Origin of the sequence: Serratia ureilytica (assembly GCF_017309605.1) — a bacterium.
GTDB classification, from domain to species: Bacteria; Pseudomonadota; Gammaproteobacteria; order Enterobacterales; family Enterobacteriaceae; genus Serratia; species Serratia ureilytica.
The window spans coordinates 4,025,922-4,045,628 of record NZ_CP071320.1; the positions used below are offsets into that span (position 1 = coordinate 4,025,922).

The 19,707-nt window shown below is 61.0% G+C and carries 20 protein-coding genes; 6 read left to right on the top strand and 14 right to left on the bottom strand.

The window, feature by feature from the left end:
• Positions 1–42 precede the first annotated feature (42 nt).
• The 6 genes from J0X03_RS19010 to J0X03_RS19035 all read right to left on the bottom strand — a co-directional run bounded on the left by J0X03_RS19010 (position 43) and on the right by J0X03_RS19035 (position 5,870).
• Complete coding sequence (locus tag J0X03_RS19010) at positions 43–609, bottom strand: heme acquisition protein HasA (RefSeq protein WP_033642038.1); 567 nt, start codon at positions 607–609, stop codon at positions 43–45.
• Between the two features lie 78 nt (positions 610–687).
• Complete coding sequence (locus J0X03_RS19015; RefSeq protein ID WP_103101582.1) at positions 688–3,387, bottom strand: TonB-dependent receptor; 2,700 nt, start codon at positions 3,385–3,387, stop codon at positions 688–690.
• A 156-nt stretch (positions 3,388–3,543) separates the two neighbouring features.
• Positions 3,544–4,497, bottom strand: a complete 954-nt coding sequence (locus J0X03_RS19020; protein ID WP_103101583.1) for a FecR family protein — start codon at positions 4,495–4,497, stop codon at positions 3,544–3,546.
• A gap of 76 nt (positions 4,498–4,573) precedes the next feature.
• A complete protein-coding gene (locus J0X03_RS19025; RefSeq protein WP_033642035.1) occupies positions 4,574–5,074 on the bottom strand; it encodes an RNA polymerase sigma factor in 501 nt (166 codons plus the stop codon).
• A 143-nt stretch (positions 5,075–5,217) separates the two neighbouring features.
• Entirely contained in the window at positions 5,218–5,418 is a 201-nt protein-coding gene (locus J0X03_RS19030; RefSeq protein ID WP_015376810.1) for a YaiA family protein, read from the bottom strand.
• 47 nt (positions 5,419–5,465) lie between these two features.
• Complete coding sequence (locus tag J0X03_RS19035) at positions 5,466–5,870, bottom strand: nuclear transport factor 2 family protein (RefSeq protein WP_089196635.1); 405 nt, start codon at positions 5,868–5,870, stop codon at positions 5,466–5,468.
• Between the two features lie 96 nt (positions 5,871–5,966).
• Between J0X03_RS19035 and J0X03_RS19040 the strand changes: the two genes are divergently transcribed.
• Positions 5,967–6,710 (top strand): helix-turn-helix domain-containing protein, encoded by a 744-nt coding sequence (locus tag J0X03_RS19040; protein WP_122004296.1) that lies wholly within the window; start codon positions 5,967–5,969, stop codon positions 6,708–6,710.
• Positions 6,711–6,746: 36 nt separating this feature from the next.
• On the opposite strand, the gene aroL is transcribed toward J0X03_RS19040, so the two are convergent.
• The 4 genes from aroL to J0X03_RS19060 form a co-directional block, all read right to left on the bottom strand.
• Complete coding sequence (gene aroL / locus J0X03_RS19045) at positions 6,747–7,271, bottom strand: shikimate kinase AroL (RefSeq protein WP_160204014.1); 525 nt, start codon at positions 7,269–7,271, stop codon at positions 6,747–6,749.
• Positions 7,272–7,380: 109 nt separating this feature from the next.
• Positions 7,381–7,899, bottom strand: a complete 519-nt coding sequence (locus tag J0X03_RS19050; RefSeq protein WP_047572482.1) for a GNAT family N-acetyltransferase — start codon at positions 7,897–7,899, stop codon at positions 7,381–7,383.
• 53 nt (positions 7,900–7,952) lie between these two features.
• Entirely contained in the window at positions 7,953–10,076 is a 2,124-nt protein-coding gene (locus J0X03_RS19055; RefSeq protein WP_160204013.1) for a TonB-dependent siderophore receptor, read from the bottom strand.
• Positions 10,069–11,184 (bottom strand): ABC transporter substrate-binding protein, encoded by a 1,116-nt coding sequence (locus J0X03_RS19060; RefSeq protein WP_047572486.1) that lies wholly within the window; start codon positions 11,182–11,184, stop codon positions 10,069–10,071. Before J0X03_RS19060 ends, J0X03_RS19055 begins: the two co-directional genes overlap by 8 nt.
• A 216-nt stretch (positions 11,185–11,400) precedes the next feature.
• On the opposite strand from J0X03_RS19060, the gene J0X03_RS19065 reads away from it, so the two are divergent.
• A complete protein-coding gene (locus J0X03_RS19065) occupies positions 11,401–11,862 on the top strand; it encodes a GNAT family N-acetyltransferase (protein ID WP_160204012.1) in 462 nt (153 codons plus the stop codon).
• Here J0X03_RS19065 and J0X03_RS19070 read toward each other — a convergent pair whose 3' ends face one another.
• Together J0X03_RS19070 and J0X03_RS19075 are read right to left on the bottom strand one after the other, a co-directional pair.
• Positions 11,863–12,420 carry a class I SAM-dependent methyltransferase gene (locus J0X03_RS19070; RefSeq protein ID WP_033642027.1) on the bottom strand — a complete coding sequence of 186 codons (558 nt, stop codon included), beginning with the start codon at positions 12,418–12,420 and terminating at the stop codon, positions 11,863–11,865.
• Between the two features lie 240 nt (positions 12,421–12,660).
• On the bottom strand, positions 12,661–12,945 hold the full coding sequence (locus J0X03_RS19075) for a YdgH/BhsA/McbA-like domain containing protein (RefSeq protein ID WP_033634035.1): 285 nt from the start codon (positions 12,943–12,945) through the stop codon (positions 12,661–12,663).
• Between the two features lie 309 nt (positions 12,946–13,254).
• On the opposite strand from J0X03_RS19075, the gene J0X03_RS19080 reads away from it, so the two are divergent.
• Complete coding sequence (locus J0X03_RS19080) at positions 13,255–14,430, top strand: low temperature requirement protein A (RefSeq protein WP_060659890.1); 1,176 nt, start codon at positions 13,255–13,257, stop codon at positions 14,428–14,430.
• A gap of 201 nt (positions 14,431–14,631) precedes the next feature.
• Here J0X03_RS19080 and J0X03_RS19085 read toward each other — a convergent pair whose 3' ends face one another.
• A complete protein-coding gene (locus J0X03_RS19085; protein WP_047025782.1) occupies positions 14,632–15,993 on the bottom strand; it encodes an esterase-like activity of phytase family protein in 1,362 nt (453 codons plus the stop codon).
• Between the two features lie 426 nt (positions 15,994–16,419).
• Here J0X03_RS19085 and aqpZ point away from each other — a divergent pair, with 426 nt between their 5' ends.
• Positions 16,420–17,115, top strand: coding sequence for an aquaporin Z (aqpZ, locus tag J0X03_RS19090; RefSeq protein WP_033642023.1), 696 nt, complete (start codon positions 16,420–16,422; stop codon positions 17,113–17,115).
• A gap of 57 nt (positions 17,116–17,172) precedes the next feature.
• Here the strand turns inward: aqpZ and J0X03_RS19095 are convergent, their stop codons facing one another.
• Positions 17,173–17,943 (bottom strand): class I SAM-dependent methyltransferase, encoded by a 771-nt coding sequence (locus J0X03_RS19095; protein ID WP_160204011.1) that lies wholly within the window; start codon positions 17,941–17,943, stop codon positions 17,173–17,175.
• A 117-nt stretch (positions 17,944–18,060) separates the two neighbouring features.
• Here J0X03_RS19095 and J0X03_RS19100 point away from each other — a divergent pair, with 117 nt between their 5' ends.
• Entirely contained in the window at positions 18,061–18,864 is an 804-nt protein-coding gene (locus tag J0X03_RS19100; RefSeq protein WP_160204010.1) for a helix-turn-helix transcriptional regulator, read from the top strand.
• 107 nt (positions 18,865–18,971) lie between these two features.
• Positions 18,972–19,703, top strand: coding sequence for a DUF2076 domain-containing protein (locus J0X03_RS19105; RefSeq protein WP_033642019.1), 732 nt, complete (start codon positions 18,972–18,974; stop codon positions 19,701–19,703).
• Positions 19,704–19,707: the final 4 nt, after the last annotated feature.

Here is a 19,707-nt window from a genome sequence, read left to right on the forward strand (position 1 = left end):
TGCCCGCCGGGGCGCGCGGCGCCGGCGGGCAAACGGCCGCGATCAGGCCGCCAGCAGTTCCGGGCTGTCGGCATGCTGCACGCCCACCGCCGTCGCCGCCGCCACCTGATCGAAGGTGGAATTGACGCTCAGGCCGTAGTCGTCGAGGATGCCGTTCAGCGCGGTTTCCAGCGCGCCGGTATCGCCGGACATCAGGCCGTACACCACCTGGTGCACCACGCCATCGTGGCCCTGCGCCTGCAGGCTGCTGAGGTTCAGGCCGCCGAAGCTGACGTCAGGCACCTGGATGTTGTACGGCGTGGAGCCGCCGCCGTTCAGGCCGTCGCCGAACGACAGCGAATCCAGCTGGCCGTACAGGGTGTGCGCCGGGGCATTGAACAAGGTGTAGGTCAGGTTGCCGCCCGCCACGAACGAGGTAACGTTGTTGGCGGTGCTGGTCACGGCGTATTGGCTGCCGGACAGGCTGCCGCCATAGAAGCCGCCGCTGTTGGAGTCGGTGACGTTACCGTTGGTGTGGTTGATATCGCCAAATGACGACGCCCACTCGTTCAGATAGTTATGGATGCTGTAGCTGCCGAAGCTGCTGTCATAGTTGACTGAAAATGCCATTTCTCTATCTCCATTGATGAATGGCGCCCCTTGCGAGGCCGCCCTTGTGCTCAAGAATGAGCAACGCCCTTTTACTGCTTAAAAACGGTATTCCACCCCGCCCTGCACGGTGCGGCCGCGCCCCAGCGTGTTGGCCAGCGTCTCGCCGTAGCTGACGACGTAGGCGCGGTTGGTCAGGTTCTCCACCGAGCCGCGCAGCGTCAGGCTGTCGGTCAGCTTGTAGCTGGCATACAGATCGAACAGGGTGTACTTCGGCCAGTCGGCCAGGTACGGGTAGTTGGACGGCACCGAACTGTCCTGATAGCCCGGCGCGAAGCGCACGGTCACCCCGGCGTCCAGCTTGCGATCGAAAGCGCGGCCGCCCAGCGTGACCGAGCCGCGATCGCCCGGCAGATAGGCGGCAGTGCCGAACTGCGAGCCCCCGTCGCACGTGACGGCATCATTGGACGCGGCATCCGGTTCAACATAGAAGTTGCCGCGGCGCGAACCGTCGCCATAGCGCAGGCGTCCTCCCAGCCAGGCTTTGTTCGAGCAGAACTCGTTTTTGCCGATCATGTGGGTGTAGGTCAGATCGGCGTAGAACACCCCGGCGTCATAGTTGAGCTGGTACTCCAGCCCGCGGAAGCGGGTTTTCGACAGGTTGTTGACGTAAGCGGCATTGCCGATGCTCGGCTGCACCAGCCCCGGTTTATTGCGGTCTATCGCCAGGTTGATGTAGTTATCCACTTTGGTGTCGAAGTAGGCCACCTTGGCCACCAGCCGATCGCCCTCAAACCACAGATCCGGCTGCTGCACGTTGAACCCGACTTCCCAGGCGCGCGAGCGCTCGGCCTGCAGAAACGGGTTGGGGTATTGCGTGGAGGAGCCGTGCGCACTGCCGTTGGTCAGCGTTTCGGTGATCGCCGGCGGCCGCCAGGATTTGCCGTAGGTGGAATACAGCTCCAGCCACTCCACGCCGGGACGCACCGCCACCGCCAGCGTCGGCGACAACTTGCCCTGATCGCGGTCAACCGCCCAATCTTCGCGGGTGGTGGTTGAACAGCCGGTCAGACGCAGCGCTTTGCAAGGATTGTCAATCGTGTAGCGTTGCCCATCCTTGGCCAAATCCGGATAGCTCAGGCCGGTCTGGCCGCGCAGGCGATAGCGGTCGTAACGCAGCCCGCCCTCCAACGTCAGCCAGCCGTCGTAGTCGTAGGTCAGGTTGGCGAACAGGCTGGCGACCGAACGGTTGCCGGCCGGCGTCACCCCTTCCATGCCCTGACGAGAAGAGTCGCTGGTCGCCTTGTCGTAATAGAACTCCAACCCGTAGTTGGCGCGGAAGTCATGCCCCGGCGCCAGGCTGAAGCGCGAGGTGTTTTGCGCCTGCGCGCCATAGGTACGCAGCCGGGTACGCGTCGCGTAGCCGTTGTCCAGCAGCGAGCTGGTGCTGTAGGTGTCGCTGTCGTCCTGAGTATCGACGTAATACAGCTTGGCCTGAAAATCGAGCCAGTCGACGCCTTCCGGCGCCAGGCTGTAATCAAACGCCGCGTTGCGCGCCATCACGTCGCTGTAACCGGTGCGCTTCCAGCCCAGTTCATAGGGTGGGCGAGTGCCCAGGTTGGTCAGCGTGCCGGCGATCGGCGACGCAGTCTGGGTCTGCAGATAGCTCAGCTGCAGGCGCTGATTGGCGGGCAGATTCCAGCCCACCTTGGCCAGCCGCGAGTGCATGCGGTAATTTGTGTCGGGGATTTTGTTGTTCTTGATGCTCTCGGCGTAGCGATCGTAATTGCCGGTGTCATTATTGATACGAATGTTACCGATATCGCCCTTGTTGCCGGGCCAATAGTCGCCGAGGTGGCGTTCGCTGGCGGCCAGCAGGATATCGCCGGTTTCGTTGCCCAATGCCAGTATGCTGCTGCCGATGAAGTGGGTGCCGTTATCGCCGGTGCTGGCGTGCAGCTTGCCGCCCAGCTCTTTGCCCGGCGCCAGGAAATCGCTCGCGCTGACGGTATTGAAGGTGGCGATGCCGCCGAGCGTGCCGGCGCTGCCCATGCCGCCGGTGGTGCCCTTGTCGATGGTCACGCCGGACAGCAGTTCGGAATCGATGTACATGGTGCCATTACGCTGGCCATGGCCGCTCTTTTGAAAATTCTGCCGCATGCCGTCGATGTTCATGTTCACCCGGCCATAGTCTTGTATGCCGCGGATGTTGACCGACAGCGCCGGATCTTGCTGGCTGACGCTGGAATAGGCCCCCGTAGTCTGCTCCAGAATATCGGCCGCGTGCCGCGCCGGGCGGTTGTCCATCTGTTCGCGGCTGATGACGCTGACCGAGCGCGGTTCGTCGTAAACCCAATCGTTGGCGTTGATGCCGCCGGCGCCCAGCACCGTCAGGCTGTCCAGCGCCAGCGCGCCACCGTCGCCGTTTGCCGCTGGCAACCGGCTCAATACGATCTGCCCCTGCGGCTGCAGGCGGAAAGCCACCGGATTGTTGCCAATCAAGCGCCGCAGGCCCTGTTCAACGCTCATGCTGCCGTTCAGCGCCGCCGCCTGCATGCCGTCGAGCTTCACCTCGTCGAAAAATACCTGCATATCGGCCTGCTCGGCGAAGCGCAACATGGCGCTCTGCAGCGGCTGCGCCGCAATGTTGAAATTCTTTTGCTGTGCGGCCTGCGCGCTGCTCGCATCAGCCTGGGCGGCGAGCGCTACCGCCGGCTGAGTCAGCATCATCGCCGCCAGCGCGGCGCGTACCGCCGTGGCCAATCGGCCGGCCGGCGTGGTTCCCTTGTGAATAAACATGCGTGTGTGTTCCACCCGAAAGAATGCCAAACTAAGTGATAATGGAAATCAATCTCGTTTAAACATAAGGACGTTCCGGGAGGCAAAAACCCGTAAAGATTTTTTACAGAAAGTGAAAATAGCGGCGAAACGGGCATCCCGGCCCGCCTTTGCCGCTCAGTACAGCAATGTGATGCCGGGGAGATTCAGTTGGCGGGCGGAGAGTTCCTGACGAATGGCGCCGACGCCGTCGTCGAGTTTATTGAGCGCGAACACGCCGCTCACCGTGCGCGCTCTTAGCGCGGGATTGACCGCCACGATGCGGGTTTCGCGATAGCGATTGAGCTGCGCGAGCGCCTGCGTCAGCGGTTGGCGGTCGATCACCAGCCAGCCGCGCCGCCAGGCGTCATCGCCGGCCGTTTGCCTCGTCAGCCACAGCAGGCCGCTGCGGTAATGCGCCGCCTGACGTTGCGCGACCACCAGCGAGCGCTCGCCGCGCTTGAGCGTCACCCGCACGCTGTGCTGATGCACGCTGACGTCTACGCCCTGCCCGGTGCGCGCCACGCTGAACTCGGTGCCCAGCGCCTGCGTAACGCCGTTTTCCGCCTCCACCCTGAACGGGCGACGTTCCGACCCGCCCAGCGGCGCGACGATAAAATAGGCGGTACCGCGCAGCAGCCGCACCTTGCGCTCGTCTGCAGAATACGCCAGCGCGATCGCGCTGCCGCTGTCCAGCGCCACCCGGCTGCCGTCCGGTAGCGCGACTTCGCGCACCTCGCCGCGAACGGTTTGATAATCCGCCTGCAGGCCGCTCCACAGATCCGGCCCGCGATAAACGCCGAAGGAAACGGCGATCGCCACCGCAGCCGCCACCGCCCAGCGGGGCCATCGATGGCGAGAGGGCGTTTTCAGCGCCGCCACCTGCGGCTGTAGCGCCTGCCGCTGCTCTGGCGGCAGCTGCCCCAGCGTCGCCCAAAGCAGGCGAGCCTGACGCAGCGCCGCCGGATGCTGCGGATCATCGGCCAGCCAGGCGTCCAGCGCTTGCCGCCGATCGTCGGGCAGCGCCCCTTCGGCCAGGCATACGGCCCAGGCCGCCGCCTGCTGTCGCACCTGTGCGGTTAGCGGTTTCATGATGACGTAGACCCCTGTTTTTTCTGGTTATAGGTTAAGACGTCTGAGGGCGGATAAACCCGTAAAAAAATTGCCATTATTGTTCGCCCATCCGCGCCATCAGCCGCTCCAGCGCGCTGGCCAAGTGTTTCTCCACCGTGCTGAGCGACACCCCCAGCTGCGTCGCCACCTGCGCCTGGGTCAAGCCATCGAGCCGGTTAAGGCGGAAAATCTGCTGCGTGCGCGGCGGCATGCCCGCCAACGCCTGTTGCAACAGCTGCAGCAGTTGGCCATCGATCGCCCGCTGTTCGAGCGCCGGTTCGCCGGAGGGGTACTGCGCCAGAATGTCGTCTTCTACCGCTTCGGTTTGCCGCCGCTGCTGCTGCCGCAGATGGTCGAGCATCAGATTTTTGGCGGTTTTATACAGGTAGGCCTCGATATCGAGAATATTGCCCTGCGGGTATTGCTCGGTGAGGCGGGTAAAACTTTCCTGCGCCAAATCCGCGGCCAGCTGAGGGTCGCGCAGTTTGGCATTCAAATAGGCTTGCAGCGGCCGCATGTGGCGCAGAAATAGCGCCTGCAACTCGGAATTGGACATCTCTTTTCCCAGAAGTGAAACACCCAATAGGGGCGATAAAAATCACATAAATGATTATCATTATCAATATTGTTCTGGGAAATATGTGCTAAGGCGGGAATAACAGGAAACCGGCCTGACGCCGGTTTCCGCTGGGCTGCAGGTCAATGCTCTAACGCCTCGTCCTCATAGCGGTGCTTGGCGTCGAGCGCTTCCTGCTCGGTTTCATGTTCACTGAGCAACGTATTCGGCTCAATGTCGTCGGTGCGCACCTCAAAACGGCGCAGATGCAGGTTCGGGTCGCCTCGAAACACCTCTACGACGCGGGCGCTTCGTGGATAAGCAGGTTGGTCATTTTCGCGCATGCCGTTCTCCCGTGTGTTTCACACAGTAGCAAGTATAGCAGCCGCCCTCATTCCGGCACGCGCGAGCCGAGATCGCGATCGCCGGAGGCGCCCGTCAACAGCTCGGTCAGTTCGTCGCAGGCGCAAATGCGCCCTTCACGCACGGTGAAGTGCGCCAGCACCCGCACGCGGCTGCGGGAACCGTCGCGCTTTTCCACCTCGACCAGATGGTGGGTCAGCACCGCCTCGCCCTGCTCCGCCGCCGCGATCACGCTCAGCGTCATGCGGCGGGTTTGCCGCTTCAGCAGCGCCATATGCTGCTCAAACTGCTCGAAGTTCAGCACCTTGCCATCCACCTGCTGGCGGTAGCCTGCGCTGAAACGGGCGGCGAGCTGCGTCGGCCGATGCTCCGGGCTGGCGATCACCTGCTGCAGCGTATCGAGCACCAGGTTCAGCGGGGTAAGTTGAGTCATCACGTTTCTCCGAAATGGGGGGAATGGCGATCCTATCCCGGCCAGGCGATGGCATAATAACCGCATCAAGACTTTCAATAACGTTAAACGGCCAATATGACGCAGATCCGCAGCCAACGCCTTCAGCATGAAAGAAAACACCTGACGCCCTGGCACCGGCACGACGGCGGCCAGATCTATCTCTTGACGCGCGGCATGCTGGCGCTGGAACTGCCTGGCCGGCAATGGGCGATCACCGGCGGTGCGCTGGGCTGGCTGCCGCCGGGGTGCCCCCATCAGGCGCTGGCCTGTGGCGATGTGGCGGGCTGGAGTCTGTATCTGCCGGTGGAAAGCGCGCCGGAGATGCCGCCGCAGCCGCAGCTGTTCACCGCCTCAGCGCTGTTGCAGGCCCTGGTGGAACGCATCGCGCAGTTCTCCGCCGGCCCGATGAGCGCGCAGCAACGGCGGCTGCTGCAGGTGCTGCTGGATGAAATGCACACGGCAAGCCGCGCGCCGTTGCAATTGCCGCTGCCGCAGGACGCCCGGTTGCTGAACATCGCCCGGGCGCTGCTGAACGATCCCGCCAGCCTGCACAGCCAGCGCGACTGGGCCGCCTGGGCCGGGCTCAGCCCGCGCACCCTGAGCCGCCGCTTTCTGCAGGAAACCGGCATCAGCTTCGCGCTGTGGCGCCAACAGGCGCGGGTATTGCGTTCACTGGAGGGATTATCACGCGGCGAAGCGGTCAGCGAGGTGGCCGACGCCTGCGGCTATGACAACGTCAGCGCCTACATCGCCGCCTTTCGCCGCCGCTTCGGCGTCACGCCCGGCGCGTACTTTGCGGCCGCTCGGCAAAGGGAATAAGAAAACGGGCGCCCAGCGCCCGAAGAGAAGAAAAGGTTATTTCACCGTCTCGCGCGGCAGCACCGCGAGGATTTGTTCCACCACCCGCTGAGGATCGGCGGCGCCGTCCATCACGTAATGCGCGGCATCCTGATACAGCGCTTCACGCGCGGCCAGCACCTCGAGCATCTCTTCGGCGATCGGCCTGCCGGTGAGCGTCGGGCGCTGCGCATCTTCCGGGTACTCTTCCAACCGCTGCGCCAACACGCTGGCCGGCGCGCGCAGGTAGATAACGGTGCCATGCTGGCGCATAAACTGGCGGTTTTCCTCCGCCAGGATCGCCCCGCCGCCGGTGGCAACTATAGTTGACGGCTTGATCACGGTTTGCAACGCGATGGTCTCGCGGCGACGAAACCCCAGCCAGCCCTCGCGCTCGACCATTTCCGCCACGCTCATCTGCTCCGCCTGCTGCATAAACAGATCGGTATCGACGAACTGATAGCCCAACGCCAGCGCCAATGCGCTGCCTACCGTGGTCTTGCCGGCTCCGCGAGCGCCTATCATGAACAGGGTTTGTGTCATTACGGGTTGTCCCTTATGCGGTGACTTGAGTGCATTGCATACCAAAATACCGAGCGGGTGCGATGGCGTGGTGGTGGCATCATACCTCGCCCGCTCTGTATTTCAATATTTACGATAGTGTAAATTCCATGGCACAGCGACTGCCAGCGGCAAAGCCGTGCGCCAGATCCTCATCCAGATGCCGCCGCAAGGCGGCCGTGAGCCGCGCGTCGTCGAGCGGCCGGAACCCCAGCCGCCGGTAATAAGGCGCATTCCACGGCACGTCAATGAAGGTGGTGAGCGTCAGGCGAGCGGCGCCCTGGCGTTTGGCTTCTTCCGCCACCGCCCCGATCAGGCGGCGGCCGACGCCCTGCCGTTGCCAGGCGCCGGCGACCGACAATTCGGCGATATGCCAGTCTTTCCCCTGAGCCTGCACGGCGATAAAACCGGCGCACTCGCCGTTGTCGCTTTCGGCCAGCCATTCACGGCGTTCGACGATAAACGCGGCGTGCTGTTGCGGGCTCATCACCTCGCCTTCGGCGATAAAGCGCCACGCCGGCTGCTGGCGAAACAGCTGCGCCGCCGAGCGTTCAACCGCCATCAGATGCGCGATATCCCGCTGCTGCGCCAAACGAATTTGCAGGCTCATGGGTTCTCCTTAACGTTGGGGCGGTTATTTAAGCAAATTTCACCGCCCGCGGCTCAGAAATCGATACTGCCGCGCAGCACCACCTCACGCGGTTCCCCCACCGCCACGCGCAAATTGCCGCCGCTGGACGGGTAATAGGTTTTATCGAACAGGTTCTTCACGTTCAGCTGCCATTTCACCCGATAGCCGTTGATCGGCATGGTGTAAGCGGCGAACGCATCGGCAACGGTGTAATTATCCAGATTGAAGCTGTTGGCGGCATCGCCCGGGCGGCGGCCCACGTAGCGCGCACCGGCGCCGATACGCATCTCATCGCCGCTGTACAGGCCGGGGCTGCCCAGGTTCTGGGTCAGGAACAGCGAGGCGGTATGGCGCGCCACGTTGGTCATCTCTTTGCCCTTGTTGTCCGGATCGTCCACCACGCGCGCGTCAGTATACGCATAGGTACCGATCAGGCTCAGCGAGTCGGTGAGGTTACCGGCCACGTCCAGCTCCACGCCCTGCGAACGCACGCGCCCGGCGGTGCGCGTCACGGTTTCACCCTCCACCAGCTCACTGACCATGACGTTGCGTTTGGTGATGTCGAACAGCGCCAGCGTGCCGGTGACGCCGTTCGGCAACGCCAGCTTGCCGCCGACTTCCCACGACTTGCCCTGTTCCGGCGGCAGCGAATCAATTTGGGTGGCGATAGAAGAGTTCGGCTTGAACGACTCGGTATAACTGCTGTACAGCGACACGTAAGGCGTCAGCTTGTAGACCACCCCGGCGCGCGGCACCAGCTTGCCGTCCGAACTGTCGGTGTTGGTCTGGAACGGCCGCCCCTTGCCGGCATAGACGTCGAAAGCGTCGTAACGCAGCCCGCCCATCACCAGCCATTTATCGGTCAGTTGGATGGAATCCTGCATAAACCAGCCGTAGCTGGTGAGGTTTTCCCGCTGGTCGCTGTCTTTGGCGCTGACCGCGGTCGACGGCGGCATCAGGCCGTATACCGGATGATAGATATTGAAATCGCTGTTCTTTTTGCCGCGGATCATGTCGCCGCGGTAGGTACGGTTATCTTCAAAATCGAAGCCGAACAGCATCTGGTGGTTGATGCTGCCCCAATCCACGTCACCATTGAGCGTCAGCTGCACCGCGTTGGCGTGGCTGACAGCATGGGCGGTCGAGTCGGCCTGGCGGCTCAACACGCCGGTCACCGGGTTCAGCGCCGTGGCGCGCGCCTGGTTGTCACTGTAGCTGTTGCGGCTGTAGGCGTAGGTCAGCGAGCTTTTCCAGCGCTCGTTGAGCGTTTGATCGATCTGCAGAGTGACGCTGTCCTGATCGCCGCGGGTGGCGTTATAGGCTTCGTCGAAACGGCGATCGCGCGGCGTATTCACCGGTTTGCCGGTGCGCGAATCGATAATGGTGCCGCGATCGAACGGCACCCGATATTCCATATGCTCGTAAGCCAGCCGCACGGTGGTGTTCTCGCCATACCACATCAGCGAGGGCGCGATCACCGTCTGGCGGTTGCGGCCGAAGTTGCGCCAGTAGTCGGTTTCATCGTGATCGACGATCATGCGATAGGCGAAGCCCGACGTGCCGAGCGGCCCGGTAACGTCGAGCTGACCGCCGCCGCCGTTGAAGCTGCTGCCCCAGCCTTCCACGTGGGTATGTTGCTGCAGCTGGGGTTTTTTGGTGATCATGTTGATCATGCCGCCCGGTTCCCCCATGCCGTACAGCATCGAAGCCGGCCCCTTGAGCACCTCTACCCGCTCGGTGGTCGGCGTGAAGTTGCGCGCCTGCACCGAGCGCACGCCGTCGCGCAGAATGGAGCCGTCGCGGTTGTCGCCGAAACCGCGTTTCATGACCGCGTCCTGGGTGCCGCCCAGCGTGTTGGCCTGGGTAATGCCGCTGACGTTGTACAGCGCTTCATCCAGGCTGCTGACCGCCTGATCGGCAATCACCTGCTGCGGCACCACGTCGATCGCCTGCGGCACGTTCAGCAGATTGGTTTCGCTGCGGGTGCCGGTGACGCTGGTCAACGGCTGATAGCTCTGCACGCCGTCGACGTCTTTGCGGCCGATCACCACCAGGCTTTCTTCCTGCGACGCGGTTTTTTCCGCCGCCCACGTCGGCGATGTCGCGCAGGCCGCCAACGGCAATGCGCACCACCAACCGCGTTTGTTGTTATTCATTATCTAACTGACTCCAATAGGTCCCTGAAAAAGGTAACGGCAAAAACTGCTGATAAAGCTGTTGGAAGGTCTGCTGCGGGTTGATGTCGGCGAACAGATCCGGGTAAAACGCTTTGGCGAACACCTCGACCAGCACCACGTGGTACGGGCTGAGGTAAAAGTTGTGCCAGACGCTCCAGGCGCGGTGGTTTTTCACCGCCTGCAGGTTGGTCAGCATCGGCTGTTTGGCGATCAGCCGGCGGAAGCTGTCGGCCGCCTCCTGTGGGCTGACCTGCGGCCCGAGGCGCAGATCGGACAGCCGTTTGCCCTGCGGCCCGGCCATGCCGGTGGCGAGGTACACGTCGGGATTGGCGCTCAGAATGGTTTCCGGGTTCAGCTCGCCATACACCCCTTTGACGCTGGCGTTGGCGATGTTGTCGCCGCCGGCGAAGGTCAGCAGATCGCCGAGGTTGCCGTGCGCGGCGGTGGTGCAACAGGTGTCGCGCCGCCCCAGATGCAGGTGCAGCATCACTTTGGGCTTCGGCCCCTGATAGCCCGCCAGGCGTTGCTGAATCACCGCCATGTGCTGCTGATAAAACTGGATGAACTGCTCGGCGCGCTGCCGGCGATTGAGCACGTCGCCCAGCAGCCGCACGCTCGGCACGGTGTTGTTCAGCAGATCGATGCGCAGATCGACGTAGATCACCGCCACGCCGGCCTTGTTCAACGCAGAAACCAACCGATCGTTGTCGCCGTCTTCACGCGCATAGCGCGCCAGGATCACCAGATCCGGTTTCAGCTGCAGCAGGCTTTCGACATTGACCTGGCGAAAGTTATTGCCGCTGATGACGGGGATCTGGGCTATCTGCGGAAACTGCTGCGTATAAAGCTGCCAGCTTTGCGCATCGAAACGCGCCAGATCCGCCGGCCAGCCGACGATGCGCTGCGCCGGGTTGCCCGGCTCCAGCAGCGCCAGCGTATACAACATGCGGCTCTCCCCCACCACGATGCGCTGCGGATTGTCCGGCACCACAACCTGACGGCCGGTGATATCGGTCACCGTCTTCGCCTGGGCGGAGAACACGCCGAACCACAGAGAAAGCAGCAGTAAAATGAGGAAATTGCGCATGATTGAGCCGAAAGGGGGAAATAATGTGCGCATGATAATCACTCTCATTAGCACTTGCAATCCCGCGCCGCCATTGCCAAAAGAAATCCGGGAAACGGCGCCGGGCGTGCGGCAAACACGGCGAAACCGCTAAAATAACGGCTTTAAAAAGTTAAAAAAATGGCGGGGAAATCGGTTAAATAGAACGGGGAAACAGCTAAAAACCGGGAGACCTCCATGACTCAACGCATCATTCCGCTGTCGGATTGCCCGCAGTTTGCCGATGTGTGCGCCGCCTGGGCATTCGGCCAGTGGGGTTCACAGCGCGGCGGCTCGCTGGAGCGCACCCAGCTGCGTTTCGCCCAATGCAGCCGACCGGACGACGACCACCTGACGCTGATGATGATCGACGGCGATCGTCCGGTGGGCATGGCCAGCCTATGGCCCAGCGACGACCATCAGCGCCAGGATCTCACCCCGTGGCTGGCCGGCGTCTTCGTGCATCCCGATCACCGCCGCAAGGGCATCGCCCGCCGTCTTGAAATGGCCATCGTCGAGGCGGCGCGGCAGCGCCATCACTCGGTTCTGCATCTCATTACCGACAAATCGGAAGCGCTGTACGCCGGCTGGGGTTGGCAACCTCTGGAGCGCCGGCGGCAGCATGACGAAGAGGTGGTGGTGATGGAGAAAAAACTGTAGCTAACGCGGCGTACAGACATACACCAGCGCCGGCGGGAAGTTGCGCACCACCCGCAGGCGCTTCCAGTGAAAATAGCGCGACAGCAATTTTTCCGACAGGTGGCTGTATTGGAACAGCACCAGCGTGCCGTTGCGCGCCAGCAGCCGCTGCCGGGCCTGCTGAAGAATGCGCACGCTGATCCTGACCGGGATCGACAGCAGCGGCAGGCAGGAAAACACCACGTCGTAATCCGTGGCCATCCGGGTCGCCGAATGGCCCATCACCTGCAGCCGCCGATCGTCAATCCCGCGCAGCCGATGCACGAAATGGGGTTGGATCTCGAAGGCCTCCAGCGCCGCATCGGCGCGCATCCGCCCCAGAATGCGTTTGGTCAGCACGCCGTCCGCCGCGCCCAGTTCCGCGATCGACAGCGCCCGGGTCCATTCAACCTGATTCAGCATCGCCTGACACAGCCACGGGGAAGAAGGCGCCAGCGTACCGACGGTGCGCGGTGAAGCCATAAATTGCTGCAGGTAAGCGAAGTGATTCATCAGTTGCAGTCGGGTCGCATTTAACATTGAGGCCTCCTTGGGTTAAGCCCTCAATGTGAGCCGAATTTCTTAAGTAATCATTAACATGATTCCGAAAGCGGCGGACACAGTTGTAATAAAATGCAACCTTGTCAGCGGCGCGCAAAGAAAAACGGTCGCAATAATGATCTGAGAATAAGCGGTTTATGCGCCGACCGTTCAGATAATTATTGCGACCGTTTATTTTTTTGGCCGCGTTGCCGCGGCCAGAGGGTAAAAAGCTAACGCTTAGCGATAAATTTCCGCATTGCCGCGCCAGTTGCTGGAGTCCCCGGGGGTGTCCAGACCGATAATGCGATAATGACTGGCGCCGTCCGCCGCGGCTTTTTCTTTCAGGGCGGTGATGGCGTCATGCGGTGAGCCGCTAACGCCGGAAACCGACACGACGCCGAGGCTTTGCAGATTGGCGGCCTGCTCGCTGTTGACCTGTTTTACCGACGACAGCGGCGCGGCGAAAGTGGAAAATGAAGCGGCGGCGATCAATACGGCTGCGATGCTTGGGATAAGTTTCATGATTGACTCCAGGTGTTCTTGTTTATTCGCTCGTTGTCAGTGATGTTAATTATCCGCTAGCCAATGAAAACGGACGTCATGCAACGTAAAGAACATCAATCATTGTGAGGAGAATAAGGAGGAAGTGAGAGCGGGTGTGTATTTTCAGGCGAGAATGACTTTATAGGCTTCACCTTACCCCTATTTGATGAACAATTAAAGACGGCGCGCGATAAAGAATGCGCACCGCGTCTATTTAAGATTTTTTACCCGCCGGAGCGCGCTGAGCTACGCTGAATTTTGTGGCTTACCCTTTAAGGAAGAACGCTTATGTCGCAAAACCTGCTGCGCGTGCGTGACGGTCAGGGCGCGTCGGTCTCATTTTCCGAGCTGCTGTTCGATCTGATCTACGTTTTCGCCGTGACCCAACTTTCCCACTATCTGTTGCATCACCTGACGCTGACCGGCGCGCTGGAAACCCTGCTGCTGTGGTTCGCCGTCTGGCTGGCCTGGCAATACACCGCCTGGGTCACCAACTGGTTCAATCCGGATACCCGCCAGATCCGCCTGTTGCTGTTCGCGATCATGCTGCTGGGGCTGTTCGCCGCCGCCGCGTTGCCGCAGGCGTTTGGCGAACGCGGTCTGATCTTCGCCCTGTTCTACGTCGCCATTCAGGTCGGGCGCTCCGCCACGGTATTGCGCCTGCTGGCGCCCGATCATCCGTTAAAACAAAACTTTCGCCGCATTCTCGGCTGGCTGTGCATCTCCGCCGTCTTCTGGATCGCCGGCGGGCTGGCGGAAGGCCATGTTCGCCTAGCGCTGTGGGCGATCGCCGTCTTGTGCGAATACGTCTCGCCGATGTTCGGTTTTCGCCTGCCGGTGCTGGGGCGCTCGGACAGCAGCAGCGAATGGACCATCGAAGGCCACCATCTGGCGGAGCGCTGCCAGCTGTTCGTGATCGTGGCGCTGGGGGAAACCATTCTGATCACCGGCGCCACCCTGAGCGAAATGGAAAGCTGGAGCCTGCCGGTGCTCATCGCTTCGCTGGTGGCCTTTCTCGGCAGCCTGGCGATGTGGTGGGTCTACTTCGACACCAGCAGCAAAGCCGGCAGCCACGCCATCAGCCAGGCGGAAAATCCCGGCCAGCTGGGCGCTTATTTCCATTATGTGCACGTCGCGCTGGTGGGGGCGATCATCGTCTGCGCCGTGGCCAACGAGCTGGTGATCGCCCATCCCGACGGCCGCATCCAACACGCCACGGCGGCGGTGCTGCTGCTCGGCCCGGCGATTTACCTGTTCGCCAACGCGCTGTACAAACGGCTGGTGTATCGCCGCTTCCCGCTGTCGCATCTGGTCGGGCTGCTGGCGCTGGCGGTATTGGCCCCGATCGCCTATTTAACCGACCTGCTGATGGTCAATGGCCTGACGACGCTGATCATGGTGATGGTGGCGGCGTGGGAGAGCATCTCGCGCGGCAAAGCGCCACAGCGGCACGCGCAAGCCTGAATCAAACGGGGGCGCAATCGCCCCCAATGTGAGATTGATGACAAACCTCATGCCATTGCCGGGTTTGCAGAGAGCAGCGGATAAAAAAACAAGGAAAATCAATTTATTGATTTTCGGCTGATGGCCACAAAGGAGGAAAAACCCATGTTTTTTCCTCCTTTGTCAACGGTCTGACGGGGGCGCAATCGCCCCCGATATCGGTCACTTCAAGGATTGCGGCAAGGTGAGCACCCAGAGCTCACTCAGCGATTCCGGCTGCTCCAGAGGGCGCAATTCGATGTGGGCGTCGGTTTTGTCACCGTCGAGGCTCAACCGCCCTCCTTTCTCCAGCTGATAGTCGCCGATTTTCTTGCTCTTTGGCGACGCATCCACCAGCGTGGCCTGCAAGCCGAAATCGTTGTCATTGATCACCGCCAGCGTGCGATCGTCGATCAGCGCCAACCCTTCCGCTTTCTCCTGGCGCCAGCCCAACTGACGCAGATCCGCCACTTCCCGTTTCTGCGCCAGCTTCACGCCGCGTTTAGCCAGATCTTTCGCATCGTCGAACTCCAGCGCTTTACCCTGGCCGTCAAACGCGCTCAGATCGCTGGCCTGCGCGAGATCCACCAGATAGATCTTGTTGATCATCGACTTATCTTTACCGGTTCCCTGTTCAATCAACAGGATGCGCTGGTTGTCCAACGCCACGACATCGCCAATTTTGGCGTCTTTGGCTTTTTTATAGCTGTCGATATCGATGGGATAGCCGTACATGGCGGTTTTGCCACTGCGCGGATCGAAGCTCACCAGCCGGGTAAACTGCGCCTTGTTTTTGCTTTTGCCATCGACATCCAGCGTGCTCTGCACCGCCGCCAGAATTCGCCCGTCCGGCATCCGGGTCAATCCTTCAAAACCGCGGTTGGGCTGACGCCATTTCAGGATGTTCGGCAAACCGCCCGCCACCGCTTGTTCGCCGGCCTGCGGCGTTGGGCCATATTTGGCGAGGATTTTACCTTTGCCGTCGATATGGATCAGAAACGGGCCGTACTCATCACACAGCCAATAGCCGCCGTTGCCGTCACCGGTCACCCCTTCGGTATCCAACCCGCGGCGATCGCCGGACAGCGGCTGCAACGCGTCGTTCAACGCCACTTCGTTTGTAGAACCAATCAGCTCGCCCGGCAACGGCAGCCCGCCGATCGGCCCTTTTTCGTCGTGCAAGGGCCGCGCATTCTCGGCTACGGCCTTGCCGCCGCCGATACGAATGTCCATCAACAGAGGCGTGAATTGCGGATTGGCGAAAATCTTGGCCTCTTGCTTGCCTACCGCCGGGGCATCGGCATTAGGACCGCGATCGGTCAGCGTCGTCAGCACCAAATCGTCGCCCTGCTTCTTGTTGAACATCAACCCGGAGCCGATCCCTACCGGCAATCCCTGCGGGAAATGCTTGGCGGACGCCCCCTGATAGGCGACGCGTTCCCCGCCGGGGAAGCCGACCACATAACGCGCCACCTCAATGTCGGCAGCGTGAGCCAATACCGGAAACAGTGAAGCCAACAGCAGGGAGAGCGATTTTATTTTCATATTTTTTACCCGAGGTTAAATGGAGCGTTGTCAGGCAGAAGACGATATTAATTTAGCATGACACTTAGATGACAATAGGCAATTCGTCAAATGCACATCAGGCAATAAGGTTGGCTGGCAAATAGAAATGAGCAATTAACCTGAGCGTATTGAATGGAGAAAACCGCTGGAAAAAACCGCCCGGAAATAGCCAGCCGTTTTGCTTAGGGTAAATTCTTATAACAAAGATAAAAAAATCGGCAAACGCGCGTCAACACGGCGAAAAACGGTGTTTTTCTCATAGACAAAATAAAATGTCAGGGATTTAATACCGCCGTTATTCAAGGTGCATTAAGAAAATTCTATAGAATATCTGCATGAACTTAAAAAGCTGTTCTATAGTTTTTAGTGCTAACGCCCGTTAGTCTATTCCGCAGGATGGAATCTATGTCAAAGCGACTTTTTGCTGAATTTTTTGGCACATTTTGGTTGGTGTTTGGTGGTTGTGGTAGCGCAGTATTGGCAGCGGCATTCCCACAGCTGGGTATTGGTTTCCTCGGCGTCGCGCTCGCTTTCGGTCTGACCGTAGTGACGATGGCCTATGCCGTCGGCCATATTTCCGGCGGGCATTTTAACCCGGCGGTCACCGTCGGCTTATTCGCCGGCGGCCGTTTCGCGGCGAAAGACGTGATCCCTTACGTTATCGCACAGGTGATCGGCGGTATCGCCGCAGCGTCGGTGCTGTATTTGATCGCCAGCGGCAAAGCCGGTTTCGACGCCACGGCAGGCGGTTTCGCCTCTAACGGTTACGGCGAACACTCACCGGGCGGTTACTCTCTGCAAGCCGCAATCGTGATTGAGCTGGTGCTGACCGCCTTCTTCCTGATCGTTATTCATGGCGTGACCGACAAGCGCGCGCCGGCAGGCTTTGCCCCGCTGGCTATCGGCCTGACGCTGACGCTGATCCACCTGATCAGCATCCCGGTGACCAACACCTCCGTCAACCCGGCGCGCAGCACCGGCGTAGCGATCTTCCAGGGCACCTGGGCGCTGCAGCAGCTGTGGGTGTTCTGGCTGGTGCCGCTGGTCGGCGGCATTATCGGCGGCCTGATCTACCGCTGCCTGCTGGAAGACAAAAAATAAGCGTATCGCAGTCGATCGCGTTTCACGGGGCAGCCTTCATCGGCTGCCCCGTTGCTTTCAGCCCTTCGTCACTTCAAACATCATGATATCGCTGGTAAAGGAGCCGTCCGGCTGGATGGCGAAATGCTCCGCCACCTCCTGCGACACGCTTTGCTGCAGCGCGCGGATCGCGGTGACGAAATGCGCCGGCGTGCGCATACGCGCCACCCAACTGCCGAACTCCAGCGTCAATCGATCCGCCGTCACCTCGCGTACCACCAGCCCGGCCTCGGTCAGCAACGTCAGCCACTCGCCCGGCGCATAGTTGCGCACGTGCGAGGTATCGCGCAGCACTTCCACGGTTTGCAGGTAGATATCCAGCAGCGGGTGCCCCGGCGAGACCACGTCCATAAAGATCGCGCTGCCGCCCGGTTTGAGTATACGCCTGACCTCGCGCAGCGCCTGGCCGACATCGCGCCAGTGGTGCGCCGAATAGCGGCTGATGACCAGATCGAAACTGGCATCCTCAAACGGCAAAGACTCCGCCACGCCCTGCTGCTGCTGAATGTTGTTCAGGCCTTTTTCCGCCGCCGCCTGCTTCACCACCGCCAACATTTGCGCCGACAGATCGTAGGCCACCACCTGCGACACGCTGGCCGCCGCGGTGAAGCTGGCATGCCCGGCGCCGCAGCCCAGATCGAGCAGGCGCGCTTCGGCGTGCGGCGCCAGTAACCGCGCCAGACGTTGCAAATCCTTGCCCTGCGCATGCACCGCGCTGGTTAAATAGGCATTGGCCTGCTCGCCGAACTGCCGGTCTACCGCATTGTTATGGCTGTTGCTGTTGCTCATGTTTGCTCCTGTTATTATCCGGCTTGCGCCTGTGCCTGAAGGCTTTCGGCTACTATAATCAGGCTACTATACGGGTACAATATGAGCAGTTATCCTGGTATAAATAGGTACCATGCTATGCCATCAGAAGCCTTATCCGGGCCAAAAGCCCTCGGCGCGTTTCTGCGCGCGCACCGCGAACGCATCACGCCGGAAATGATCGGCCTGCCCAGCTCTTCGCGCCGCCGCACCAGCGGCCTGCGCCGCGAAGAGCTGGCGCAAATCAGCGGCATCAGCGCCACCTGGTATACCTGGATCGAACAGGGCCGCGAGGTGTCCATTTCCCCTTTCACGCTGGCGCGCATCGCCAAAGCGCTGCGGCTCGGCCCGGCCGAACGCCACTACCTGTTTACCCTGGCGCGTATCGCCGACCCCGAGCAGGAAGCGCACCGCGAAACCGCCAATGACGCGGTGCTGCAAAGCGTGCATCAGATGACGGTGCCCTGCTATCTGCTGGACGTGAGCTGGAACGTCGTCGCCTGGAACCCGCAGGCGGCGGCGCTGTTCAGCGGCTGGCTGGATGTGGCCAACAGCCCCAACCTGCTGCACTTCATGTTCTTCCACCCGTTGGCGAAAACGCTGGTCAGCGATTGGGAAGAGCGCGCGCGCCGCGTGGTGGCCGAGTTTCGCGCCGAGACCAGCCATCATCAAAATACCGAAGAGATGCGTGCCTTCGTGCGCAACATGACGCACAACAGCGCGGACTTTAATCACTGGTGGAAGCAACATGACGTCATGGCGCGCGAAGGCGGCGAAAGAGCGTTCGAGCATCCTCAGCGAGGCGCGCTGCGCTATCGCCAACTCACCTTCCATCCGGCGGAGCACGCCGGTCTGAAGCTGGTGATGCTGATCCCGCTGCCGCAATTGGTAACAAATTCATAGGCAGGTTTACCCGCCATTTATTTATTGGTTCATGTAAACGCGCTAGGGTAATTGATACCGATGATAGTGATCATCCAGCACCGTTATTTATCTCCTGAGGTACTCCTATGCAATCCGAAGAACAACGCCTTATCGATGGTCTGTTTGGCCGCCTGAAAGAAGCCGAGACCAAGACGGGCCCACGGGATCTCCAGGCAGAGCAGCAAATCAACCAGCATATTCGCGAGCAGCCTTCCGCCCCTTATTACATGGCGCAGGCGATGATTATTCAGGAAGCGGCGCTCAAGCAGATGGATCAGCGGGTCAAAGAGCTGGAGGCCCAGGTGGCGCAGCTGCAGCAAACCGCCAACGGCCAGCAGAGCAGCGGTGGCTTCCTGGCCGGCCTGTTCGGCGGCGGCAGCCGCAGTACGCCAAGCCCGCGCGAACAGTATCAGGCGCAGCAGCAAAATACGGCGGCCTGGAACAACGCGCAGCAGCCGCAGCAACCGGCCTATGCCCCACCGCAGCAGGCGGCGCCTTCACGCGCCGGCGGCTTCCTGGGAGGCGCCTTGCAAACGGCGGCGGGCGTCGCCGGCGGCGTAGTATTGGCCGACATGCTGACCGGCATGTTCCGCCATTCACAACCACAGGAAATCGTAAATATTATCGAGGAAACCCCGGCGCCGCTGGACGACAGCGCAATGCGCAATTTCGACGCCTCCAACAACCTGGATACCTTCAACAACGGCGATGGCGGTAGCTTCCTCAACCAGGACAACGGCTTCCAGAACGCCAACTATCAGGACGACACGGACTACGCCGACGACGATTACAGCGACGACGACGACTCCTTCCTGTAATTCC